General features: G+C 62.9%; 18 protein-coding genes and 2 tRNA genes. 5 read left to right on the top strand and 15 right to left on the bottom strand.

The genetic code is table 11. The features are described from left to right. Positions 1-17: 17 nt before the first annotated feature. Complete coding sequence (locus QQL76_RS11390) at positions 18-1,025, bottom strand: asparaginase (protein WP_499207733.1); 1,008 nt, start codon at positions 1,023-1,025, stop codon at positions 18-20. A gap of 107 nt (positions 1,026-1,132) precedes the next feature. Here QQL76_RS11390 and QQL76_RS11385 point away from each other — a divergent pair, with 107 nt between their 5' ends. Continuing rightward, entirely contained in the window at positions 1,133-1,867 is a 735-nt protein-coding gene (locus QQL76_RS11385) for a DUF3750 domain-containing protein (protein ID WP_499207732.1), read from the top strand. On the opposite strand, the gene QQL76_RS11380 is transcribed toward QQL76_RS11385, so the two are convergent. The 6 genes from QQL76_RS11380 to QQL76_RS11355 all read right to left on the bottom strand — a co-directional run bounded on the left by QQL76_RS11380 (position 1,864) and on the right by QQL76_RS11355 (position 7,916). Beyond that, positions 1,864-2,619 (bottom strand): SDR family NAD(P)-dependent oxidoreductase, encoded by a 756-nt coding sequence (locus tag QQL76_RS11380; RefSeq protein ID WP_499207731.1) that lies wholly within the window; start codon positions 2,617-2,619, stop codon positions 1,864-1,866. The genes QQL76_RS11385 and QQL76_RS11380 overlap by 4 nt on opposite strands. A 121-nt stretch (positions 2,620-2,740) precedes the next feature. Further along, positions 2,741-3,877 (bottom strand): Mrp/NBP35 family ATP-binding protein, encoded by a 1,137-nt coding sequence (locus QQL76_RS11375; RefSeq protein ID WP_499207730.1) that lies wholly within the window; start codon positions 3,875-3,877, stop codon positions 2,741-2,743. A gap of 89 nt (positions 3,878-3,966) precedes the next feature. Beyond that, entirely contained in the window at positions 3,967-4,776 is an 810-nt protein-coding gene (locus QQL76_RS11370) for an ABC transporter permease (RefSeq protein ID WP_499207729.1), read from the bottom strand. After that, positions 4,773-5,654 (bottom strand): ABC transporter permease, encoded by an 882-nt coding sequence (locus QQL76_RS11365; protein WP_404862449.1) that lies wholly within the window; start codon positions 5,652-5,654, stop codon positions 4,773-4,775. Before QQL76_RS11365 ends, QQL76_RS11370 begins: the two co-directional genes overlap by 4 nt. Next, a complete protein-coding gene (locus QQL76_RS11360) occupies positions 5,647-6,711 on the bottom strand; it encodes an ABC transporter ATP-binding protein (protein ID WP_499207728.1) in 1,065 nt (354 codons plus the stop codon). Before QQL76_RS11360 ends, QQL76_RS11365 begins: the two co-directional genes overlap by 8 nt. 77 nt (positions 6,712-6,788) lie before the next feature. Then, complete coding sequence (locus QQL76_RS11355; RefSeq protein ID WP_499207727.1) at positions 6,789-7,916, bottom strand: type 2 periplasmic-binding domain-containing protein; 1,128 nt, start codon at positions 7,914-7,916, stop codon at positions 6,789-6,791. Between the two features lie 267 nt (positions 7,917-8,183). On the opposite strand from QQL76_RS11355, the gene QQL76_RS11350 reads away from it, so the two are divergent. Next, the gene (locus QQL76_RS11350; protein WP_499207726.1) at positions 8,184-10,463 is read left to right on the top strand and encodes an MHYT domain-containing protein; all 2,280 of its coding nucleotides are present in this window, start codon (positions 8,184-8,186) and stop codon (positions 10,461-10,463) included. A 78-nt stretch (positions 10,464-10,541) separates the two neighbouring features. On the opposite strand, the gene QQL76_RS11345 is transcribed toward QQL76_RS11350, so the two are convergent. The 7 genes from QQL76_RS11345 to QQL76_RS11315 form a co-directional block, all read right to left on the bottom strand. Continuing rightward, positions 10,542-10,618 (bottom strand) — tRNA-Pro (locus QQL76_RS11345). A 93-nt stretch (positions 10,619-10,711) separates the two neighbouring features. Further along, positions 10,712-11,170, bottom strand: coding sequence for a MaoC family dehydratase (locus QQL76_RS11340; protein ID WP_499207725.1), 459 nt, complete (start codon positions 11,168-11,170; stop codon positions 10,712-10,714). Positions 11,171-11,247: 77 nt separating this feature from the next. Beyond that, positions 11,248-11,322, bottom strand: a tRNA-Gln gene (locus QQL76_RS11335). A gap of 137 nt (positions 11,323-11,459) precedes the next feature. Further along, entirely contained in the window at positions 11,460-12,080 is a 621-nt protein-coding gene (locus QQL76_RS11330) for a L,D-transpeptidase (RefSeq protein WP_499207724.1), read from the bottom strand. Positions 12,081-12,207: 127 nt separating this feature from the next. After that, entirely contained in the window at positions 12,208-14,148 is a 1,941-nt protein-coding gene (gene cysN, locus QQL76_RS11325) for a bifunctional sulfate adenylyltransferase subunit 1/adenylyl-sulfate kinase (protein WP_499207723.1), read from the bottom strand. Beyond that, entirely contained in the window at positions 14,148-15,053 is a 906-nt protein-coding gene (gene cysD, locus QQL76_RS11320; RefSeq protein WP_499207722.1) for a sulfate adenylyltransferase subunit CysD, read from the bottom strand. Before cysD ends, cysN begins: the two co-directional genes overlap by 1 nt. A gap of 216 nt (positions 15,054-15,269) precedes the next feature. Continuing rightward, positions 15,270-15,866 carry a biotin transporter BioY gene (locus QQL76_RS11315; protein WP_404862456.1) on the bottom strand — a complete coding sequence of 199 codons (597 nt, stop codon included), beginning with the start codon at positions 15,864-15,866 and terminating at the stop codon, positions 15,270-15,272. 119 nt (positions 15,867-15,985) lie between these two features. On the opposite strand from QQL76_RS11315, the gene QQL76_RS11310 reads away from it, so the two are divergent. After that, positions 15,986-16,888, top strand: coding sequence for an MBL fold metallo-hydrolase (locus QQL76_RS11310; RefSeq protein WP_499207721.1), 903 nt, complete (start codon positions 15,986-15,988; stop codon positions 16,886-16,888). Between the two features lie 5 nt (positions 16,889-16,893). Here the strand turns inward: QQL76_RS11310 and QQL76_RS11305 are convergent, their stop codons facing one another. Next, entirely contained in the window at positions 16,894-17,766 is an 873-nt protein-coding gene (locus QQL76_RS11305) for a DUF1499 domain-containing protein (protein ID WP_499207720.1), read from the bottom strand. Positions 17,767-17,996: 230 nt separating this feature from the next. Between QQL76_RS11305 and QQL76_RS11300 the strand changes: the two genes are divergently transcribed. Both QQL76_RS11300 and QQL76_RS11295 read left to right on the top strand, forming a co-directional pair. Then, positions 17,997-18,389 carry a hypothetical protein gene (locus QQL76_RS11300; RefSeq protein WP_499207719.1) on the top strand — a complete coding sequence of 131 codons (393 nt, stop codon included), beginning with the start codon at positions 17,997-17,999 and terminating at the stop codon, positions 18,387-18,389. A gap of 198 nt (positions 18,390-18,587) precedes the next feature. Then, entirely contained in the window at positions 18,588-19,400 is an 813-nt protein-coding gene (locus QQL76_RS11295) for a hypothetical protein (RefSeq protein WP_499207718.1), read from the top strand. The last annotated feature ends 14 nt before the right edge of the window (positions 19,401-19,414 follow it).

Below are 19,414 nucleotides of genomic sequence, written 5' to 3'. Positions count from 1 at the left end.
GTGGAGAGGCGCCGGCGTCACCGCGTCAAAGCGTCAGTCACTCTGATCTGCCCGACCTCGGTGCCGTTCCAGTTGCGCAAGGTCTTGTTCGCCAGAGCATCAAGCGCTGCGTAGGCTGGATCGTCGGAACCCAGCAGGCGCGCCAGCAGACCTGCAATCATCGCTTCGGAAGCGCGCGTGCCGCCATCGTCGCATTTCAGCGCGATGCCGAGCCCCTGCTCGGGTAACACTGCGCAGAACACGCCTTCCGCGCCGGTCTTGGCGAAGATCCGGCCGGGTGCCGCCTGCATCAGGTGCATGCAGGCACGCTTGGAACCCGACATGTAGAACGGCTCGGCCATGCACGCGTCGAACAGCCGGCGCGCCGCCTTGGCACGCTCTGCCTCGAGGCCCCTGCCCGTGACCATTTTCGAAAACCCGTCCGCCAGCCGGTCCAGCGGCACGGCATAGGTTGGAATGGCACAGCCATCCGTGCCACACTTGTCCATTTCGAGCGCCGTTCCCGTCAGTGCTTCCATCACACCGCGTATCTCGCGCTGAATGGGGTGATCGTAGGTCACGTAGCCTTCGGTCGGAATTCCGGCGTGCACCGATGTCGCCACGAAGCCCGCATGTTTGCCGGAGCAGTTGTTGTGCAGGACCGTCGGCGCCTTGCCGCTTTTCGCCAGATCGATCAGAACATGTTGATCGAACGGCCAATGGCAGCCACATTCGAGCACATCGGCATCGCGGCCAGCGCGGTTGAGCATGCTTGCCGCCAGCGCCACATGTTCCGCCTCGCCGGAATGGGACGCACAGGCGAGCGACAGCTCGGCGTTGCCAAACCCGAAAGCATCAGCCGCGCCGCTCTCGATCAACGGCAGTGCCTGCATCGTCTTGACGGCGGATCGCGGAAACACCGGGCGCTCGACATCGCCGATCCCGAGCACCATCTTCCCGTCTGCGTCGACAACGGCGATGGCGCCCCGGTGTCGGCTCTCGACCAGCGCGCCGCGCGTCACTTCGACCAGAACGGGATTGGACATGAATTCGCCTCAAGCTCTTGTTGGATGGGCGAACTGATAGGGGTTGGCTCGAAGCGATGCAACATGGACCTGGAGATCGGCAAAGAAGGCGCCGTGCGCGTTCCGTGATGGCCATCATCATTGCCGTTTTCGCCATTTTCATCGCACCGGCCCTCGCGTCAGCTGCTTGGTGGGCGAGCGTCGACCGGCCGTCCTCCTGGCGCCAGGCGGACTGGTCGGCAAGCGGCATGCTGCCGGACGCATCCTCCACGTCCGAAGCTGCGATCTACATCATGGCGGCACGCACCGGCGGCATGAAGGGCGCTTTCGCCACCCACAGCTGGATCGTCACCAAGCGCGCAGGCGAGCGCTATCACCGCTACGACAAGGTGGGCTGGGGTCGCCCGGTGCGCATGGACGGCTATCCTGCCGATGCGCGCTGGTACTCCAACCTGCCGGAGATCGTCGGCAGCGTGCATGGCGCCGAGGCGGAACGGCTGATCCCGAAGGTGGAAGCAGCCATCGCTGCCTATCCGCATCAGGGCGCGAACGGCGATCGCGGGTACCGCATCTATCCCGGTCCGAACTCCAATTCCTTCGTCGCCCATGTCCTGCGTGACGTGCCTGAACTCGGCCTCGTGCTCCCGCCCAACGCGGTGGGTCGGGATTACCTCTCAGGCGGGCGCTTCTTTGCCGTGTCGGATGACGGGCTCGATGTGCACGCGACACTCTTTGGCTTGGCTGGGTTTTCCGCCGGCTGGCACAGCGGCTTCGAAATCCATCTGATGGGCCTCGTCGCCGGTATCGACATCAAACGCATCGGCATCAAGGTGCCGGCCTTCGGCCTTGTCTCCGTCTATTAACGCCCGACAGGCCGCATAAGCCCCGCGACCGAGAAGCCGCCATCGACAGCCAGAACCTGGCCGTTGATATAGCTCGCCTGGTCCGACAGCAGGAACAGAATGGCGGCCGCCACCTCTTCCGGCAAACCGTAGCGGTGCTGTGGCACCCGTTCCGACCACCGTGCCCGATCTTCTGCCGAGTGGGTGTCGATGGTCGTCTCCGTATTGATCGGTCCCGGCGCGACGCAGTTGACCCGGATGCCGCTTGCCGCCAGTTCAACCGCCATAGCCTGGCTCATGCTGATCAGCCCTGCCTTTGAAGCGCCATAGGCGGCGCGACCGGCATTGGCTCTCATGCCGGACACGGCGCTCACATTCACGATCGATAGCGTGTCCCCCATGCGATCGAGCGCCGCGGCGGAGGTGATGAACGCGCCGACAAGATTGACGTCGAGGATCTGGCGGAAAAGCTCCGCGCTCGTTGCTTCGAATGGCGCCACGCGGAGAATATTGGCGGCGTTGACCAGTCCCGTGATCGGCCCGAACTCTTCGGCGGCAGCTTCGAAAGCTTCCGCGATTTCGTCCTCGTCGGTCACGTCCGCTCTCGTGCAGAACACGTCTTCGCCTTCGAGGCTTTCTTCGGCTGCGGAAATGGCGGACCCGCCAGCATCGATGATCGTGACGGCGTAGCCATCATCGACGAGCGCGTGCACCGTGGCAAGACCGATGCCCGATGCCCCACCGGTGACGACCACGTGGCGCTCACTGGCCATCGCTTGCCACCCCGCATTCTTCGTCGACCGCGCCGCTCATGCCGATGCCTCCCCAAAGGTGGAACGGCACTATGGCACGATCCCTGCTGCAAATGCACGAACAGGGATCAAGCGATCCGTATTATTCGAAGACGATCGCCGGGCCGCCCTTGGCGCTTTCCTTGCGCGCCAGATGATTGCTCCAGACCTTTTCGGCAATCTCGCCGTAGATCTTGGCGTGGGGACCATCGGGGGCCGTCACCGTGACCGGCGTTCCCGCATCCGACATCTCGCGAATGTCGATGTGCAGCGGCACGGCGCCGAGGAAGGGAATGCCGATCTTCTCGGCTTCCTTCTGCGCGCCGCCATGGCCGAAAATGTCGTGAGTCGAGCCGCAATCGGGGCAGACGAAATAGCTCATGTTCTCGACCAGCCCGAGCAGCGGCACGTCGACCTTTTTGAACATGTTCCAGCCTTTGCGGGCATCGATGAGCGACAGGTCCTGCGGCGTCGAGACGATCACCGCGCCTGCCAGAGGCACCTGCTGCGCCATGGTCAGCTGTGCATCGCCGGTGCCCGGCGGCATGTCGACGATCAGCACGTCGAGTTCGCCCCAGGCGACCTCGCGCAGCATCTGAGTCAGCGCCGAGATCACCATCGGCCCTCGCCAGATCATCGGGGTCTCTTCGTCCACGAGGAAACCGATCGACATCACCTTCAGCCCATAGGCCTCCATCGGCACGAGCGTGCGGCCGTTCACCGTCTTGGGGCGGCCGCCGATATGTAGCAGGCGGGGCATGGAAGGGCCGTAAATGTCCGCATCGAGAACGCCCACCTTCAGGCCGAGGCCCTTAAGGCCAAGAGCGAGATTGACCGCGGTCGTCGATTTGCCGACACCGCCTTTGCCGGAGGCGACCGCAATGATCGCGCCGATGCCTTCCACCTCGGATTTCGCACGGGGAGCAGGCTCGCGACGGGGCTCGCCTGAGCCAGCCGGCGCGCTCGGAGCCGGCGCGGTGGCGCTTGCCTTCTTTTCCGCGGTCAGCGCGACCATGGCGGAGGACACGCCGGGGATCGTCTTCACGGCATCTTCAGCTGCCGCGCGGAGTGGCTCCAGCTCCTTGGCACGGGCAGCTGGCACGCTGATCGAGAAGAAGACCTTTCCGTCGGCGATGAAGACGTCGGACACGAGTCCAAGTTCGACGATATTGCCCTGCCCGTCGGGGCCCGGCACCTGCTTCAATCGATCGAGGACGTCATCTTTGCTCGGCGCTGCCATGGCTTCGGCCTTCCCATTTCGTTTGGGCCAGAGCTAATGACTTCCGTTCGCCGATCCAAGTGCAAAAGCCTTCTCTTTTGGTGGAAAGCTCAGGCCAAATTCGCCTTGCGACGGGCTTCACGCCGGCGCAGCACCTCATAGGCGATCGCGCCGAGGATCGATGCGGTGATCATGATGAGCGCGAGCGCATTGACTGCCGGCGTCAGGCCCGTGCGCACCTTGGTGGCGATATAGACCGTCAACGGCGTATCGAAGCCGCGCACGAAGAGCGTCGTGTTGTAGTTTTCGATCGATTGCAGAATGGCCAGAAACGCGGCTGCGATCAGCGCCGGCTTCAGGAACGGCAGCAGCACGCGACGGAACACCATGAACTTCGATGCACCGAGGCCAAGCGCCGCCTCCTCCTGCGTCCGATCGAAGCGCTGCAAGCGGGCCGCGATCATCAGCATCACGTAGCAGATGATGTAGCTCGATTGGGCCACCACGATCAGGAACACGCCGCCACCCACGCCGAGCTGGCGCCACAGGACGAGCGTCGCGATGCCGATCACGACGCCGGGCGTCAGAAGCGGCGAGACCATCACCGCATAGAGCGGACCGCGGGCCTTCTGGTGCAGGCTGGTCAGCACGAGCGCCGCTGCCGTGCCGATCGGCAACGAGACGAGAACGACGAAGAAGGCGATGATGATCGACGTCCACAGCGACTGCCACATCGCGGCATCTGCCCACAATTCGTTGAACCATTGCAGGGTCGTTCCCTGCCACGGCGTGACGGTCGGGAACCGGCTTTCGTTGAACGTCGCCGCCCCCATGATGCCGAGCGGCAGGAACAGATAGGCGAAGAACGCCACGAAATAGAGCGCGAAGAGCGCGTTGCGGATCACGTCGCTCGCCCTCATTTCGCGACATCCGTCAAATTGACGCGCGCAAGCTTCAACGTCACCAGAACGACGACGAGACACAGCACTAGCAGCACCAGCGCATAGGCCGCGCCGCGGTTCCAGTTCCCGCCTTCGAAGAACCAGTTGTAGATGATCTGCGTGAACCAGCGGCTGCCGGGCGCGCCGAGCAGTGCGGGGGCGACGTAAGAGCCGGCCGCCAGCATGAAGGTGAAGACGCAACCCGTCGCGATGCCTGCCTTCGCATGCGGGATGACTACCCGGGCGTGAATGCGCCATGTCGAAGCACCCAGATCCTTGGCCGCCTCGACCTGCGATTTTTCGAGGCTCTCGATGGCGTTGTAGATCGGGAACAGCATGAAGAGGATGTAGGCGTAGACCATGCCGGCGAGCACGCCGGTATCGCCGAACCAGCGCACCGGCGCGTCGATGATCCCGATCGCGAGCAGTGCTTCGTTGAGCGGTCCGCGAAACGCGAGCAGGATGTACCATGCAAGCGTTCGCAGCACCTCGTTGATCCAGAAGGGGATCGTCAGCGCAAGCAGCACCAGCGCCGTCTGGTTCGGTGTCGCGTTCTGCGCGAGCCAGTAGGCGATGGGATAGCAGACGACGAAGGTGATGAACGCAACGAGCGCGCTTGCCCAGATCGTCTTGAAGAAGATCGCGCGGTGCACGTCCTCGCCGGCAAGGTACAGAATGTTGCTCAGCGAATAGACGTCCTGGTCGCCGCCAATCGCGGAAGGCGGCAGGTTCGGCCGCAGCGCATAGTCGATCATGGTGATGTTCGGCGCCAGCACCATTCCGGCCAGCCAGACCAGCACCAGCGCGGTGAAGACCGTGCCGAGCCCGCCCCCGAACCGCTTGAAGACGTCACCCATCGGCAAGCACCACGGCATGGTCCGGTGCAAAGCCGAAGCGGGCCGTCTCGCCCGGTTTTGGCGCATCGGCGAAATCCAGGCTGCCGACGGAGGCGACGAGCGGCGCGCCGTCGGGCAGGCGCGCATGGATCAGCGCGAAGGCGCCTTCGAAATCGAAGCGATCGACGGTTGCCGCGACCGCATTGTCGACCGAAGCGGCTTTCAGCGCTTCCGGCCGCACATAGAGACTGGCCTTGCTGCCAACGGCAAGTGCCGGGCCCGCCCTGCCCCGCATCGTGCCATGAGCCGTCTCGATGCTGGCTGTCTTTCCGTCGATGGCGCGGACGATGCCTGGATAGGCGTTGGTTTCGCCGACGAACTTCGCCACGAAAGGCGTCGCCGGGTTGTCATAAAGGTCACGCGGCGCACCCACCTGCTGCAGCACGCCGGCGCTCATCACTGCAACGCGATCGGACATGGCGAGCGCTTCCGACTGGTCGTGGGTAATGTAGATGAAGGTCACGCCCGTGCGTTTCTGCAGGGCGCGCAGTTCCGCGCGCATGTGCTGGCGCAGTTTCAAATCGAGCGCGGAAAGCGGTTCGTCGAGCAACAGTACCTGAGGCTCCACCGCGAGCGCGCGGGCGATGGCAACGCGCTGACGCTGGCCGCCTGAAAGCTCACCCGGCATCCGGTCGCCATAGCCTTCGAGCGCAATCAGCTTGAGCAGCTCGTCCGCCTTCCGGCGACGTTCGGCCTTCGCGACGCCACGGGCCTCCAGCCCGAAGGCGATGTTTTCCCAAACCGGCATCAGCGGGAAAAGCGCCAGCGACTGGAAGATCATCGCGGTCGGGCGTTGATCGGGGCCGAGCCCCGCCATGTCCTTGCCGCCGATGAGGATCTTGCCTTCGGTCGGCTGGAGAAAGCCTGCGACCATGCGCAGGATCGTCGTCTTGCCGCAGCCCGAGGGGCCGAGGATGGAGAAGAATTCGCCACCTTCCACCGTAAAGCTCACATCGCCGACGGCGCGGGTTTTGCCGAATGTCATGCCGACATCCTGCAGTTCGACCGAATGGGACATGAAGCCTCGAAAGTTGCGGAATTTTGAAGATGAAGAGTGGGGGGCCGGCGTTCAGCCGACCCCTTACGATCGTCGGATCAGGCGGACAGGAAGCGGTCCTGATATTCGTTGCGCTTTTCGACGAACCAGGTTTCCTGAATCGGCCACCACCACAGCTTCTCCAGTGCATCGCCCGGATAGGCGTTGGCGAAGAAGGCCTTGGCGTCGTCCGACGTCAGTTCGGCAGCACCGACGGCGGTCGAGTTGATCGACGTTGCGTTGGTGTACATGGCGCCTGCTTCCGGCGTCAGGAACCAGTTGATGAAGGCGTAAGCCTGATCGAGGTTCTCGGCACCGGCCGGGATCGAAACGCCTTCCATCCAGGTCAGCGCGCCTTCCTTCGGAGCGAGGAAGCCAACATTCAGGCCTTCTTTTGCCAGTGCTGCGGCCGTGGAATCCCACGTCTGGCCGACAGCACAGCCATTGACGCGGAATGCGCCCTGGGCTTCGTTTTCGTTGGTCCAGAACTGGGCGATGTTGGCCTTGCGGGCAATCGCTTCCGCCAGGATCACGTCATAGATCGCGACCATGTTCTCTTCGGAAACGAAGGCTTCGCGCATCGGCATCGGCAGGCGACCTTCGGCTTCCAGCCAGAGGCCTAGACCGACAAGGCCGGAATGGCCGCGCACGGTGGCGAGACCCTCGGCTTCCGGCTTCCAGATATCGCCGTAGGATGCCGTGCCGAATTCGAGCGGCATCTGGTCACGATCGAACGCGATGCCTTCCGTGCCCCAGTCGGTCGGAACCTGATAACGCTCGCCGTCGATGACGGCACCGAGGTTCTCGGAGCTTGACCAGGCGCTCGGCAAGCAGCGATCGACTTCGATCTTGGAGATATCCAGCGGCTGCACGAGACCGAATTCCACATAGTTCGGGACGCGGTCGACGGTGGGCCAGATGATGTCGAAACCAGCACCGTTATTGGCGCGCAGCTGGTTCAGCAGTTCGTCATTGGTGCCGTAAGGCGTGTAGTTGGCCTCGATGCCCGTGGCTTCCGTAAAGGCGGAAAGCATCTCGTCGTTGAGATAACCTGCCCAGGCGAAGATATTGACGGAGCCGGAAGACCCTTGCGCATAGCTTCGGCGTGAAACGAAAGGCGAAGCGAGCGACAGGCCGGCGACCGATGCCGCACCGGTCAGGATGGTGCGGCGCTTGATGAAGTTCATGAACGTCTCCCCTTTTGATCGTCGCGGGCAGGACTGACCGCGCGTTGCCGATATTCTTGATCCGTTACAATCAGATGACAAGGCCCATGACCTGTGACGGATCGATGAGACAGTGCTAAAGAATGCATAGTCGAAAGAAAAGCCTCTCCAAGCGCGTCCAGATTGACCCATGTTATTGCACGAGCGGCCCTGTGCTCGTGAATTGACTTCTTAAGCTGTCGCTTTAGGTGCTAGAGCGCGGACAAGCTGCCCGCCGGAAAACAAAGAATGCATGGCCATCACGATCCCGCCCTCGTCGCGCTCTCGATCCTGATCGCCATTGCGGCCTCCTATACGGCGCTGGATCTGGCCGGGCGGCTGAGGGCTGCTTCCGGCAAACGAGCATCGATGGCTTGGCTCGGCACGGCCGCGCTCGCCATGGGCGGTGGCATCTGGTCCATGCACTTCGTCGCCATGCTGGCTCTTTCCCTGCCCGGCGTTACCATCACCTACGACGCGGCGCTCACGCTCTTCTCGCTCGTGTTGGCCATCGGCGTCACAGGGCTCGGCTTCGCCGTGGCGCGCGATGCGGATGGCGGCCTTCGGCCGCTGCTCATTGCCGGCCTCCTGATGGGTGCCGGTATTTTGGCGATGCATTATACCGGCATGGCCGCCATGCGCATGCCCATGGAGATGCATTACAACCCGTTCTGGGTGGGCATATCGGTGGTGATCGCCATCGGAGCGTCGACCGCGGCCCTCTGGTTGGCACTCGTCGAGACGCGGCCCGTCCTGCGTATCGGTGCTGCGCTGGCCATGGGAGTTGCCGTTTCGGGGATGCACTACGCCGGCATGCATGCGGCACATTTCGTTCCGTCGGTTGAGGGAGGGCAGGCCGTCACCGGCTTCGGCCTCAACCATGGCAATCTCGCCGTCGGCATCGCCGTCATCACCTTCGTCATTCTGGCACTGGCGCTGGCCGCAGCCGTCGTTGATCGGCGGTTGGCTCAGATGGCGGCACAGGAAGCGCACCGCCTTCGCCGCAGCGAAGAACAGTTCCGCGCGCTCTATCGCCACACGCCGCTGCCGCTGCACTCGCTCTCAGGCAAGGGCACCATTCTGGAAGCCAGCGATTCCTGGCTGCAGCTTCTTGGTCGAAACCGGGAGGACGTGCACGGCGAACGCCTCGCCTTCTTCATGGAGCCGGAGTCCGCCCAGAAGTTTCTCGATCACGATTGGCCGCTTCTCCTGCAAGGCCAGGCAATGGACGATGTGGAATACCGTTTCCGCACGAGAGACGGCGTGCCGATCGATGTGCTGATGTCATCGCGTCTCGAAAGCGATGGAGACATTCTGTCGGTTTCCGGCGGACTGATCGACGTGACGGCGCGCAAGCGTGCCGAAGAAGCGTTGCGCCAGACGCAGAAAATGGAAGCGATCGGCAAGCTCTCCGGCGGCATCGCGCATGATTTCAACAATCTGCTGGCGGTGGTTCTCGGCAACCTCGAACTGCTCCAACGCCGCTACGCGCAGGATGATCGGGCGAACGCCCTGATCGAGAACGCCATGCAGGGTGCGCGCCGCGGCTCGGTGCTGACTCAGCACATGTTGTCCTTCGCCCGTCAGCAGACGCTGCAGGCCGAGCCCGTCTCCGTGCCGCACCTCTTCCAATCCATCACAGACACGCTACAGCGTTCGCTCGGCCCGCAGATCCAGTTCGAGACGGATTTCGACCCACAAGGGGCAACCGCCCATGTCGATGCGCATCAGCTCGAGATCAGCATCATCAATCTCGCCGTCAACGCCAAGGACGCCATGCCGGAGGGTGGCACGATCCGGGTATCCGCCAAGCGCAGCAACCTGCAGAGCGGCGATGTCGACGGTCTGAAGGCCGGCGATTACATCCGCGTCGACATCGCGGATGACGGTATCGGCATGGACCCGCAGACGCTGGCACGGGCACGCGATCCGTTCTTCACCACCAAGGGCCTCGAACGCGGCAGCGGCCTCGGCCTTTCCATGGTGCATGGCTTCGCCGAACAATCCGGTGGCGCGTTGGTGCTTGAAAGCGAATTCGGTTCCGGCACCCGCGCGACGCTCTGGCTGCCCGCTGCCGATGTCGAGGCGGGAACCGCTCTCTCAGCGCTGCCGATGCAGCAGGCGAGCGCCGGACCACTCAAGGTATTGGCCGTCGACGACGATTTCCTCGTTTTGATGAACACCGTCGACCTTCTGCAGGAACTCGGCCACGACGTGATCGAAGCCTCTTCCGGCACCATGGCACTGGACATGCTGGACAAGGACGACGGCATCGATTTGCTCGTGACCGACCACGCCATGCCAGGAATGACCGGCACCGAACTCGCCCGCGCGATCCGCCAGCGCCGTCCCGAACTTCCGATCCTCATCGTCACCGGCTATGCCGAAATCCCGGAAAACGAGCAGCTCAAACTGCCGATGCTCGGCAAGCCGTTCACGCACGACCAGCTGAAAGACGCTGTGGCAAGCGCGCTCACGAGCGCGCCAATGCCCGCCTCCGGGGCACCGGCGCTGTCCTCCGTCCGCTGAGCGAATGAAAAGGTGGATTGCTCAACCTAATCGGCGAGAAACTGATCCAAAGAAGGACCCGGGAAGCCCTGAAAACGATGGTCGGAGTGGCAGGATTTGAACCTGCGACCCCCTCGTCCCGAACGAGGTGCGCTACCAGGCTGCGCTACACTCCGACATGGCCCGAAGGCCCGGCTTCACTAGCGATTTGGTCTGGTCGATGCAAGCCGGAAAATCATCATCGGTAGAATTTCAAGGCCCCCGCCCACTCATTCCATCGGTTTGCGCAGCATCAATGCCGAGCGTTTGCACGTGGCGATCAATTCGTCTTTCTGATTGAAGCCTTCATGCAGGAAGATGACGATCCCGCATTCCGGCCGGGTGCGGCTTTCGCGCATCTCGTGCACCGTCGAGCGCACATGCACCGTGTCGCCGTGGAAGAGCGGACGCGGAAACCTGACCTCGTCCCAGCCCAGATTGGCAACTGTGGTGCCGAGCGTCGTGTCGCCCACTGAAATGCCAACGATCAGTCCCAGCGTGAAGGCGCTGTTGACGATCCGCTGGCCGAATTCCGTCTGCGTCTGGCAGTAGTGTTCGTCGAGATGCAGCGCGGCCGGATTGTGGGTCATCGCCGAAAACAGGACATTGTCCATCTCGGTTACCGTGCGCCGGATCGCATGATCGAATGTCAGGCCGACGCTGAATTGTTCGTAGAAAAGACCCGCCATCCTGCTCTCCGTCGCCGATCAACACAAACAGCCTTAAGCCGTCTGCGCGAAACCGGAAAGTCTGACATGAAGGGAAATGGCTGGGGCGCCTGGATTCGAACCAGGGAATGGCGGTACCAAAAACCGCTGCCTTACCGCTTGGCTACGCCCCAATGGCGGCTTGCCCGTCGGGCAATGCGACCGTGGCCGGTTTACCCTGATCCCGGCAGGAATCAAGAGCGGATCACAAATTTCACAGGATCGATCGTTGGCCGAACGCCGCCTTGATAAGTTCGCGGGAAGCGACTGGTCAGGCCTGGATCACCACGACTCGGCTGCCGGTTGGGACGCGGTCGTAAAGATCGATCACGTCGTGGTTCAGCATGCGCACGCAGCCGCTCGACATGGCTTGCCCGATCGAGCGCGGCTGGTTGGTGCCGTGGATGCGGAACATGGTGTCGCGGCCATTGCGATAGAGATAAAGCGCGCGGGCGCCAAGCGGATTGGTCGGCCCACCGGGGACGCCGGATGCGAATTGCAGATTGCGTGGATCGCGCCGAATCATGTTGGCCGTAGGGGTCCAATTCGGCCATTCGGCCTTGCGACCGACGGTGGCGTTGCCGCGCAGTGCCAGTCCTTCGCGACCGACGCCGATGCCGTAGCGCAGCGCCCTGCCCCCGCCGAGCACGTAATAGAGTCGACGCTCAGGCGTGTTGACCACGACGGTGCCGGCTTCGTAGTCGCCATCGAACGCGACTTCCTGGCGGCGGAGTTCCGGGTCGATCTCCTGCAGCGGCACGGCATCGAGCGGGAACCGCTCCGCCGGCAGCGCCGCGTAGTTCAGCCGGGCCGTCTGATATTCCGACGACGCCGTGCAGGCGCCCAAGAAGAGTGGCATCCCGAAAAGAATGCCTCTGCGTGTGATCGACATGACGCCCCCGAAAAACCTGGTCCCCGTAATCGTTAACTGAATACGGGCTCGTGGTTAACGCTTGGTTTCGATGGAAGCAGTCACTTATCGTCGCCGCTTCCATCACCGGGTTCACCAGCCGGTTTTGCTAAAGCAGGCCCTTGGCCTTCAAGGCGGCTTCGATCTCGGCTGCCAGTTCTTCCGGCGTGCGGCCCTTGACGCGCAAATGCACATCGGCCGAATCCGGGGCCTCGTAGGGCTCGTTTACGCCGGTGAAGTGCTTCAGTTCACCCTCGAGCGCGAGCTTGTAGAACCCCTTCGGGTCGCGCTGCATGCAGTCCTCGAGGTCGGCATCGACGAAGATTTCCAGGAACGCGTTGTCCCCGGCGATGTCGCGGGCGATCTGGCGCTCTTCGCGCAGCGGCGAGATGAAGGAGGCCATCACGACCAGGCCGGCATCCGCCATCAGCTTCGCCACATGGGCGATGCGCTGAACCTCCTCGCGACGGCTGGCCGCGTCGAAGCCAAGCCCACGGTTCAGACCTTGGCGCGTATTGGCGCCATCAAGCACGTAGGTGTGGAGGCCAAGGCCGTGCAGGCGTCGCTCGAGCGTGTTGGCGATCGTGCTCTTTCCCGCTCCCGAAAGCCCGGTGAACCAGAGGATCGCCGGCTTCTGATGCTTGATGGCGGCACGGTCCTTCTGCGTCACATCGAAGAGGCGGTGCTGGCCAGCAGAGCCACTTGCCTGCGCCGTGATCATGCCAGCCGCAACCGTCTGGTTGGAAATGCGGTCGATCAGGATGAAGGCACCGGTCGCCCGGTTGGCGCGATAGGGATCGAACGCGATCGGCCGCTGTGCAGCGATCGTCACCGTGCCCACATCGTTGAGTGCAAGCGTGTCGGCCTTCACCTCTTCGAGCTTCGAGATGTCGATGCGGTTCTGCAGCACCGCAATAGCGGCGGCTGTCTGGTCGGTCTCGGTGCGCAGAATGTACTGGCGGCCTGCAACAAGCGCCCGCTCGGCAAACCAGACGAGGCGCGCGTCGAACCGGTCTGCAATCACCGGCGCCGCCTGCGGATCGACCAGCATATCGCCGCGCGAACAGTCGACTTCGTCTGCCAGAACGAAGGTCACGCTCTGCCCATCGCGCGCCTGGTCAAGATCGAGATCGGTGCCGTCGGGCGCCATGGTGACGATGCGCTTGATGCGGGTCGTCACGCCCGATTTCGCCACGGCGACGGTATCCCCGACCGCAACGCGGCCGGACGCGACCTGGCCTTGGAAGCCACGGAAATTCAGATGCGGCCGGCTGACGAACTGCACGGGGAAACGGAATGGCTTGCCCGCCAGATCGTCATCGACATTCACCGTTTCGAGGAGCCCGAGCAGCGACGGCCCGTCATACCAGGGCATGTTCGCCGAAGGCTGGGTGACGTTGTCGCCATAGCGGGCCGAGAGCGGGATCGCGGTGATCGAACGGAAGCCGAGCGACGCGGCGAAAATCTCGTAATCGCGTCGGATCGCCTCGAAGCGCTCCTGCGAGAAGTCGACCAGGTCGATCTTGTTGACGGCCAGCACGATGTGGCGAATGCCGAGCAGCGACGCGATGAAGGAATGGCGCCGCGTCTGGGTGAGGATGCCCTGGCGCGCATCGATCAGCACGATGGCGAGATCAGCCGTGGAAGCGCCCGTCGCCATGTTGCGGGTGTACTGCTCGTGACCGGGCGTGTCGGCGACGATGAACTTGCGCTTGTCGGTCGCAAAGAACCGGTAGGCGACGTCGATCGTGATGCCCTGTTCGCGCTCGGCCTCCAGGCCGTCGACGAGCAGCGCGAAGTCGATGTCTTCGCCCGTGGTGCCGTGCTTCCTCGAATCGCGCTCGAGCGCGGCAAGCTGGTCTTCGAAGATCAGCTTGGTGTCGTAGAGCAGACGCCCGATCAGCGTCGACTTTCCGTCATCCACCGAGCCGCAGGTGAGAAAGCGCAGGAAGGACTTGCTTTCCTGCTTAGCAAGGTAATCGGCAACGGTTGCGGCGGCATCGCCGGCTGCATCGTTCGTCGTTGCCTCTGAAATCGCTGTGGCGCGCATCAGAAATAGCCCTCGCGCTTCTTCTTTTCCATGGAGCCCGCTTCGTCGCGGTCGATCAGGCGACCCTGCCGCTCGGAGGTGCGCGCAATCAGCATTTCACGCACGATGCCCGGCAGGTCGTCGGCTTCCGACTCGATTGCACCGGTCAGCGGATAGCAGCCGAGCGTGCGGAACCGCACCATCTTCTCTTCGATCTTCTCACCCGGCTGCAGCTTCATGCGATCGTCGTCGACCATGATCAGCATGCCGTCGCGCTCGACGACAGGACGCTTCTTGGCAAAATAAAGCGGCACGATCGGGATCTCTTCGGCGAGAATGTACTGCCAGATATCGAGCTCGGTCCAGTTGGACAGCGGGAAGACGCGGATCGATTCGCCCTGGCCGACGCGCGTGTTGTAGATCTTCCACATCTCCGGCCGCTGGCCCTTCGGGTCCCAGGCATGGCTGGAATTGCGGAAGGAAAAGATGCGCTCCTTTGCCCGGCTCTTTTCCTCGTCGCGGCGCGCGCCGCCAAAGGCAGCGTCATAGCGCCCGGCGTCGAGCGCCTGGCGAAGCGCAACGGTCTTCATGATGTGGGTGTGGGTGTTGGAGCCGTGATCGAACGGGTTGATGCCCTGCTCCACGCCATCCTGGTTGATGTGCACATCGAGATCGAAGCCGCGCTCGCGCGCCATGCGGTCGCGAAACTCGATCATTTCCCGGAACTTCCAGGTCGTGTCGACGTGCAGGAAGGGAAATGGCGGCTTGGCGGGGTAGAACGCCTTCATCGCCAGGTGCAGCATGACGGAGGAGTCTTTGCCCACCGAATAGAGCATGACCGGGCGCTGGAAGGTCGCCGCGACCTCGCGCAAGATATGGATCGACTCCGCTTCGAGCCGTTCGAGATGGGAAAGAGGTTTGTTCATAAGGCCTGACCGGTCGAAATGCAGAAGGACCGGGGCCCGTTTTTCACCGGCCCCGGCTCCTCCAATTGGCTGCACGCTATCGAAAGCCGCAGCGTGATCCGAGAGATTTTATTGCGAGTTTGCCGATGGGCTCGGAAAGTTATTCTTGCAGCCTGTCACGAAAAAGGAGGCCACGCACCGCGCGGCCTCCTTTAAATGCGTGTCGTTTGGCCTGGATCAGCGGCTGAACTTGGCGATCAGACCCCAGATTGCCGGCACGATGGATGCTGCGAGCGCAGCCTTGATCAGGTCCGGAACGATGAACGGCACGACGCCGAACTGCCAGGACTGCTCGGCACCGATCAGCAGTGCCAGCCAGGCAAAGCCCATGGCGAGCATGACGACGTCGGCCACGACGATCGCACCGAAGAACTTGAAGGGGTTGCGGTCCCAGCCGCGATCCGCTGCCCAGCCGACAATTGCCGCCATGACGACGAAGCCGGCGAGATAGCCACCGGTCGTGCCGAGCATGTAGGCGATGCCGATGCCCTTTTCGGGCGTGCTCTGGAAGACGGGCAGGCCCATGGCGCCCTGTGCGAGATAGAGAACAAGCGTCGCGACTGCGAGGCGCATCCCGAAGGCTGCCGCAATCAGAAAGATTGCAAGCGTCTGCAGCGACAGGTCGACCGGTCCGAACACGACCTTAGCCTTGGCGGAAACCGTCAGGAGCAACGTGCCGGCGACAGCCAGCATGATCTGCGCAACGATGCGGCCGGTGCCGGACTGCGGCAACGCGGTTGAAACGAGAGAACGGGAGGTCAGTGCGGTTGCCATGAATGGTTCCTCATGCAAATGGGCTTGAGCGTCGATCGCCGAATACCGTGACTCCTCCTATATTGTGAAGGGCGAGGAGCGGCAACCATCCTCCCCGAAGGCTCCCCGAAAGAACGCTGATGGCCCTCACCTTCGATACCAAGTTCGAGCCCGCCCATGGGACGCCCGTGCCGGTGGCGGAGGGTGTGGTCAGAATCACCGCGCCGAATTCGGGGCCCCTCACCTTTCACGGCACGAACAGCTATATCGTTGGCAAGGAGACGCTTTGCGTCATCGATCCGGGTCCTGAGATAGAATCGCATTATCAGGCGCTCCTTGCGGCAATCGCTGGCCGACCGGTCAGCCACATCGCCGTCAGCCACACGCACCGGGATCACTCACCGCTGTCGCGGCGTCTTACACAAGAGACGGGCGCGATGATCGTCGCGGAGGGCCCGCACCGGGCAGCCCGGCCCCTTTATCTCGGCGAAGTCAATCCGCTGGAGGAAGCCTCGGACATGGAGTTCAGGCCCGATCTCTCGCTTGCGGACGGAGCGGTCATCGATGGCGACGGCTGGCGCCTGACGACGATCCACACGCCGGGCCACACGGCCAATCATGCCGCCTTCGCGCTGGAGGATGGCGTGGTGTTTTCGGCCGACCATGTGATGGCGTGGGCAACAACCATCGTCGCCCCGCCGGACGGGGCAATGTCGGATTTCATGGCCTCTCTCGATCGCATGCTCGAACGCGACGACCGTCTCTATCTGCCGGGGCATGGCGGCCCGGTCACCAAGCCGCGCGCGTTCCTTCGCGGGCTCAGGACCCATCGGCGCATGCGTGAGACTGCGATCCTCGAGCGGGTTCGCCAAGGCGATCGCACGGTCGCCGATATCGTGGCGGTCATTTACCGGGACACCGACAAGCGGCTCCACGGTGCGGCCGCCTTGTCCGTGCTTGCCCATCTGGAAGATCTCGTTGCGCGCGGTGCCGTCGCCACCGAGAGCTCCCCGGCCATCGATGCGATCTATCTGCCTGGCTAAGACACCTAATCTACAGCAACGCCCAGCAGCTCGGCATCCAATGCCGTCAGGAAGCGCTCGATCGTGCGTGCGTTCAAGCCCAGATCATGGCCGGCGTAGCGCGTAGAGGACCGCATGTCGACGCGCGTCGTTTCCGCCTCCTCGATCAGCCGAATGACGACATCGGACTTGATCGCGAGCACCGGCGTGGAGGCCTCACCCTGGATCACCACCCGCGAAGGACGGAGCAAGGGTGCGGCAGAAACGGGGTCACGCGGCGCGGGCATGGGCAGCGGCGGGTTCAGGATTTCGGGCGGCGGCGCACTGCCAACGGCGCTCTCCTCGATCTCTTCTTCATCGAGAGGTTCGAGCAGTTCGGCAGGAACAACCGGATTGAAGCCGTCTGTCTCGACAATCGCGATACCTCGCTGGTCGAGCACGGTCGCAACCGCCGTCGACACACGGTCGATCGCGCCTTCATAGCGGCGACCGGTCAGTCCCGGATAGGCGGCGGCCTGTACCGCCAGGGTCGGCTCCTGCCGGCGTGGCACCATCCGGGACAACCAGCTTTGCACGAACACCGGCTCTCGCAGAAACTGTGGCTCGTCGACGCTGTCGGTCGAAATGTCGTGGAGATAGGGCTTTTCGATGAACTGGGCCGCTCCGATCGCCGATGGAATGACCACCGCCATCGCGAGTATGATGCCCCAGAAGGACGATCTGCCCCCCTTGGCGCCGACCGACCATAACCGCCATAAGCCGATGAGCCCGAGCAGCAACGCGAGCGCGGCGAACACCAGGGACAAGCCGGCGATGGCGACGAAATTGTCGGTCTGCAGCATGCCGAAGCGCTGGCCCGTCGCGGCGAAACCGAAGAGCAGAATCGCGAAGACGCCCATGCGGCCAGCCCACGCCCCGCTTCGCGACCGTGGCCGTTCATATCGCACCGCCGTCCGGATCAACTGCTTCTCCTTGCCTGCCCCTGTCTGCTCTTATCCGACTCCCGCCCATCGTGTCAGCCAGTGCGCGCGCTCTTGCTGCCACAGTTAAGCCAAGCTTTGCAGAAATGTTTGAAGGCGTAGGCGAAAGCTTGCGGGGCGGGCTGGTTTGTTTAGGTACGGAGAGACCTATGGGGACCTTTATCCCGTCGGCTGCGGCCGGCGTTGCCGCCAATTCGTCGCCCTTGTTGCCGCGCCCGCGGCGCGACTATGCCCTCGATCTTCTCGAACTTGAAATGGCGCTCGACAGTGCGCAGCCCGGTGCCAACGGGTTCGCCGACAGTGTCCGCGAAGTCACGCGGGCGCTTGGCGGGACCTACCTGTTCGATCTGCCGGCATCCGGCATTCTGGAAGGCAAGCAGCGTATCGCGGCCCTCAGCATGCCGATCGGAGCGGGCGGCACGATCGTCTTCGTTGTTCTCAGCGAAGACGGCTCGTCGGTCAGCGTCGACATGGTCACGCAGGAAACGGCAGATCTTGCCCGCTTCGCCGAAGCTTTCTTGACGCTTCACCAGCATTTTTAAGCCCGACACACACTTTTACACGGCAATATCGGCCTCCAAGCGGTCGCAACGGCATATTTCCGTTCATTTTGCGGGGCGCTGGTGCTATGTGCCGCATCACTGACTCCCCGACGCCTCCACAGCGCCGCTGAGCCTATTTCTGTGGCTTGCCGAGAATAGGATCGGCCGGCCCGCTCTGCTCTATCCGGGTGCGCTCTATTGAACCCCACATCCGTCACTGCCGATCCCACGATCCTCACGCTGAAATGGGGCGATCGCTACGGAGCCGACTATGTCAACACGCTCTACCGGGCCGCTGAGAGCCAGATGGGCGGGCGAAAGTTCCGCTTCTTGTGTTTCACGGATCAGACCGGCGGTCTTCTGAACAAGATCGAAACGCGCCCGATCCCCGACATGCCAATCGACAGATCGGTCTGGACACACGGCATGTTTCCCAAGCTGCTGATGTTCATTCCCGACATCCTGGCTAAGGGAACTCCGGTCCTCTTCCTCGATCTCGATCTCATGATCACCGGCAATCTCACGCGCATGTTCGATCGCATCACCACTCTCGGTGGGCTTCACGTGATCCGCGAATGGAATCCGACGATCTGGCGTGCTCTGCCCGTCAACTGGCGGCCGAACCGGGGCTCGAATTCATCGGTGGTGGGCTTTCGCGCAGGCGAGCAGACGCATCTCTGGTCTATGTTCAAGCAGGATCCGGGCGGCGTGATGAGACAATATCACAACGACCAGATCTTCATCGATGCGCATGCCAAGGGTCGGCACTATTGGCCGAACTCATGGTGCGGCAGCTTCAAGCGGCATTGTGCCTGGCACTGGCCGCTGAACTATGTCTTCACCACCCCTGCCCGCCCGCGAAACTTCAGCGTGCTGACTTTCCACGGGCGCCCGGACTACCACTCGCTGCTTCTCGAAGACGGCGCAAGGCGGTGGGGCACGGAGTGGCGCTTCGGCAGCAAGCCTGTTTCCTGGGTGAAAGACTATTGCGACCGCTTCCGGTCGCTCTGATACGCTCTGCCGTT

This window comes from Rhizobium albus (assembly GCA_030160035.1).
GTDB classification, from domain to species: Bacteria; Pseudomonadota; Alphaproteobacteria; order Rhizobiales; family Rhizobiaceae; genus Georhizobium; species Georhizobium albus.
Note: the sequence above shows the minus strand (reverse complement) of the source record. Positions and strands in the feature narration are given on the sequence as shown.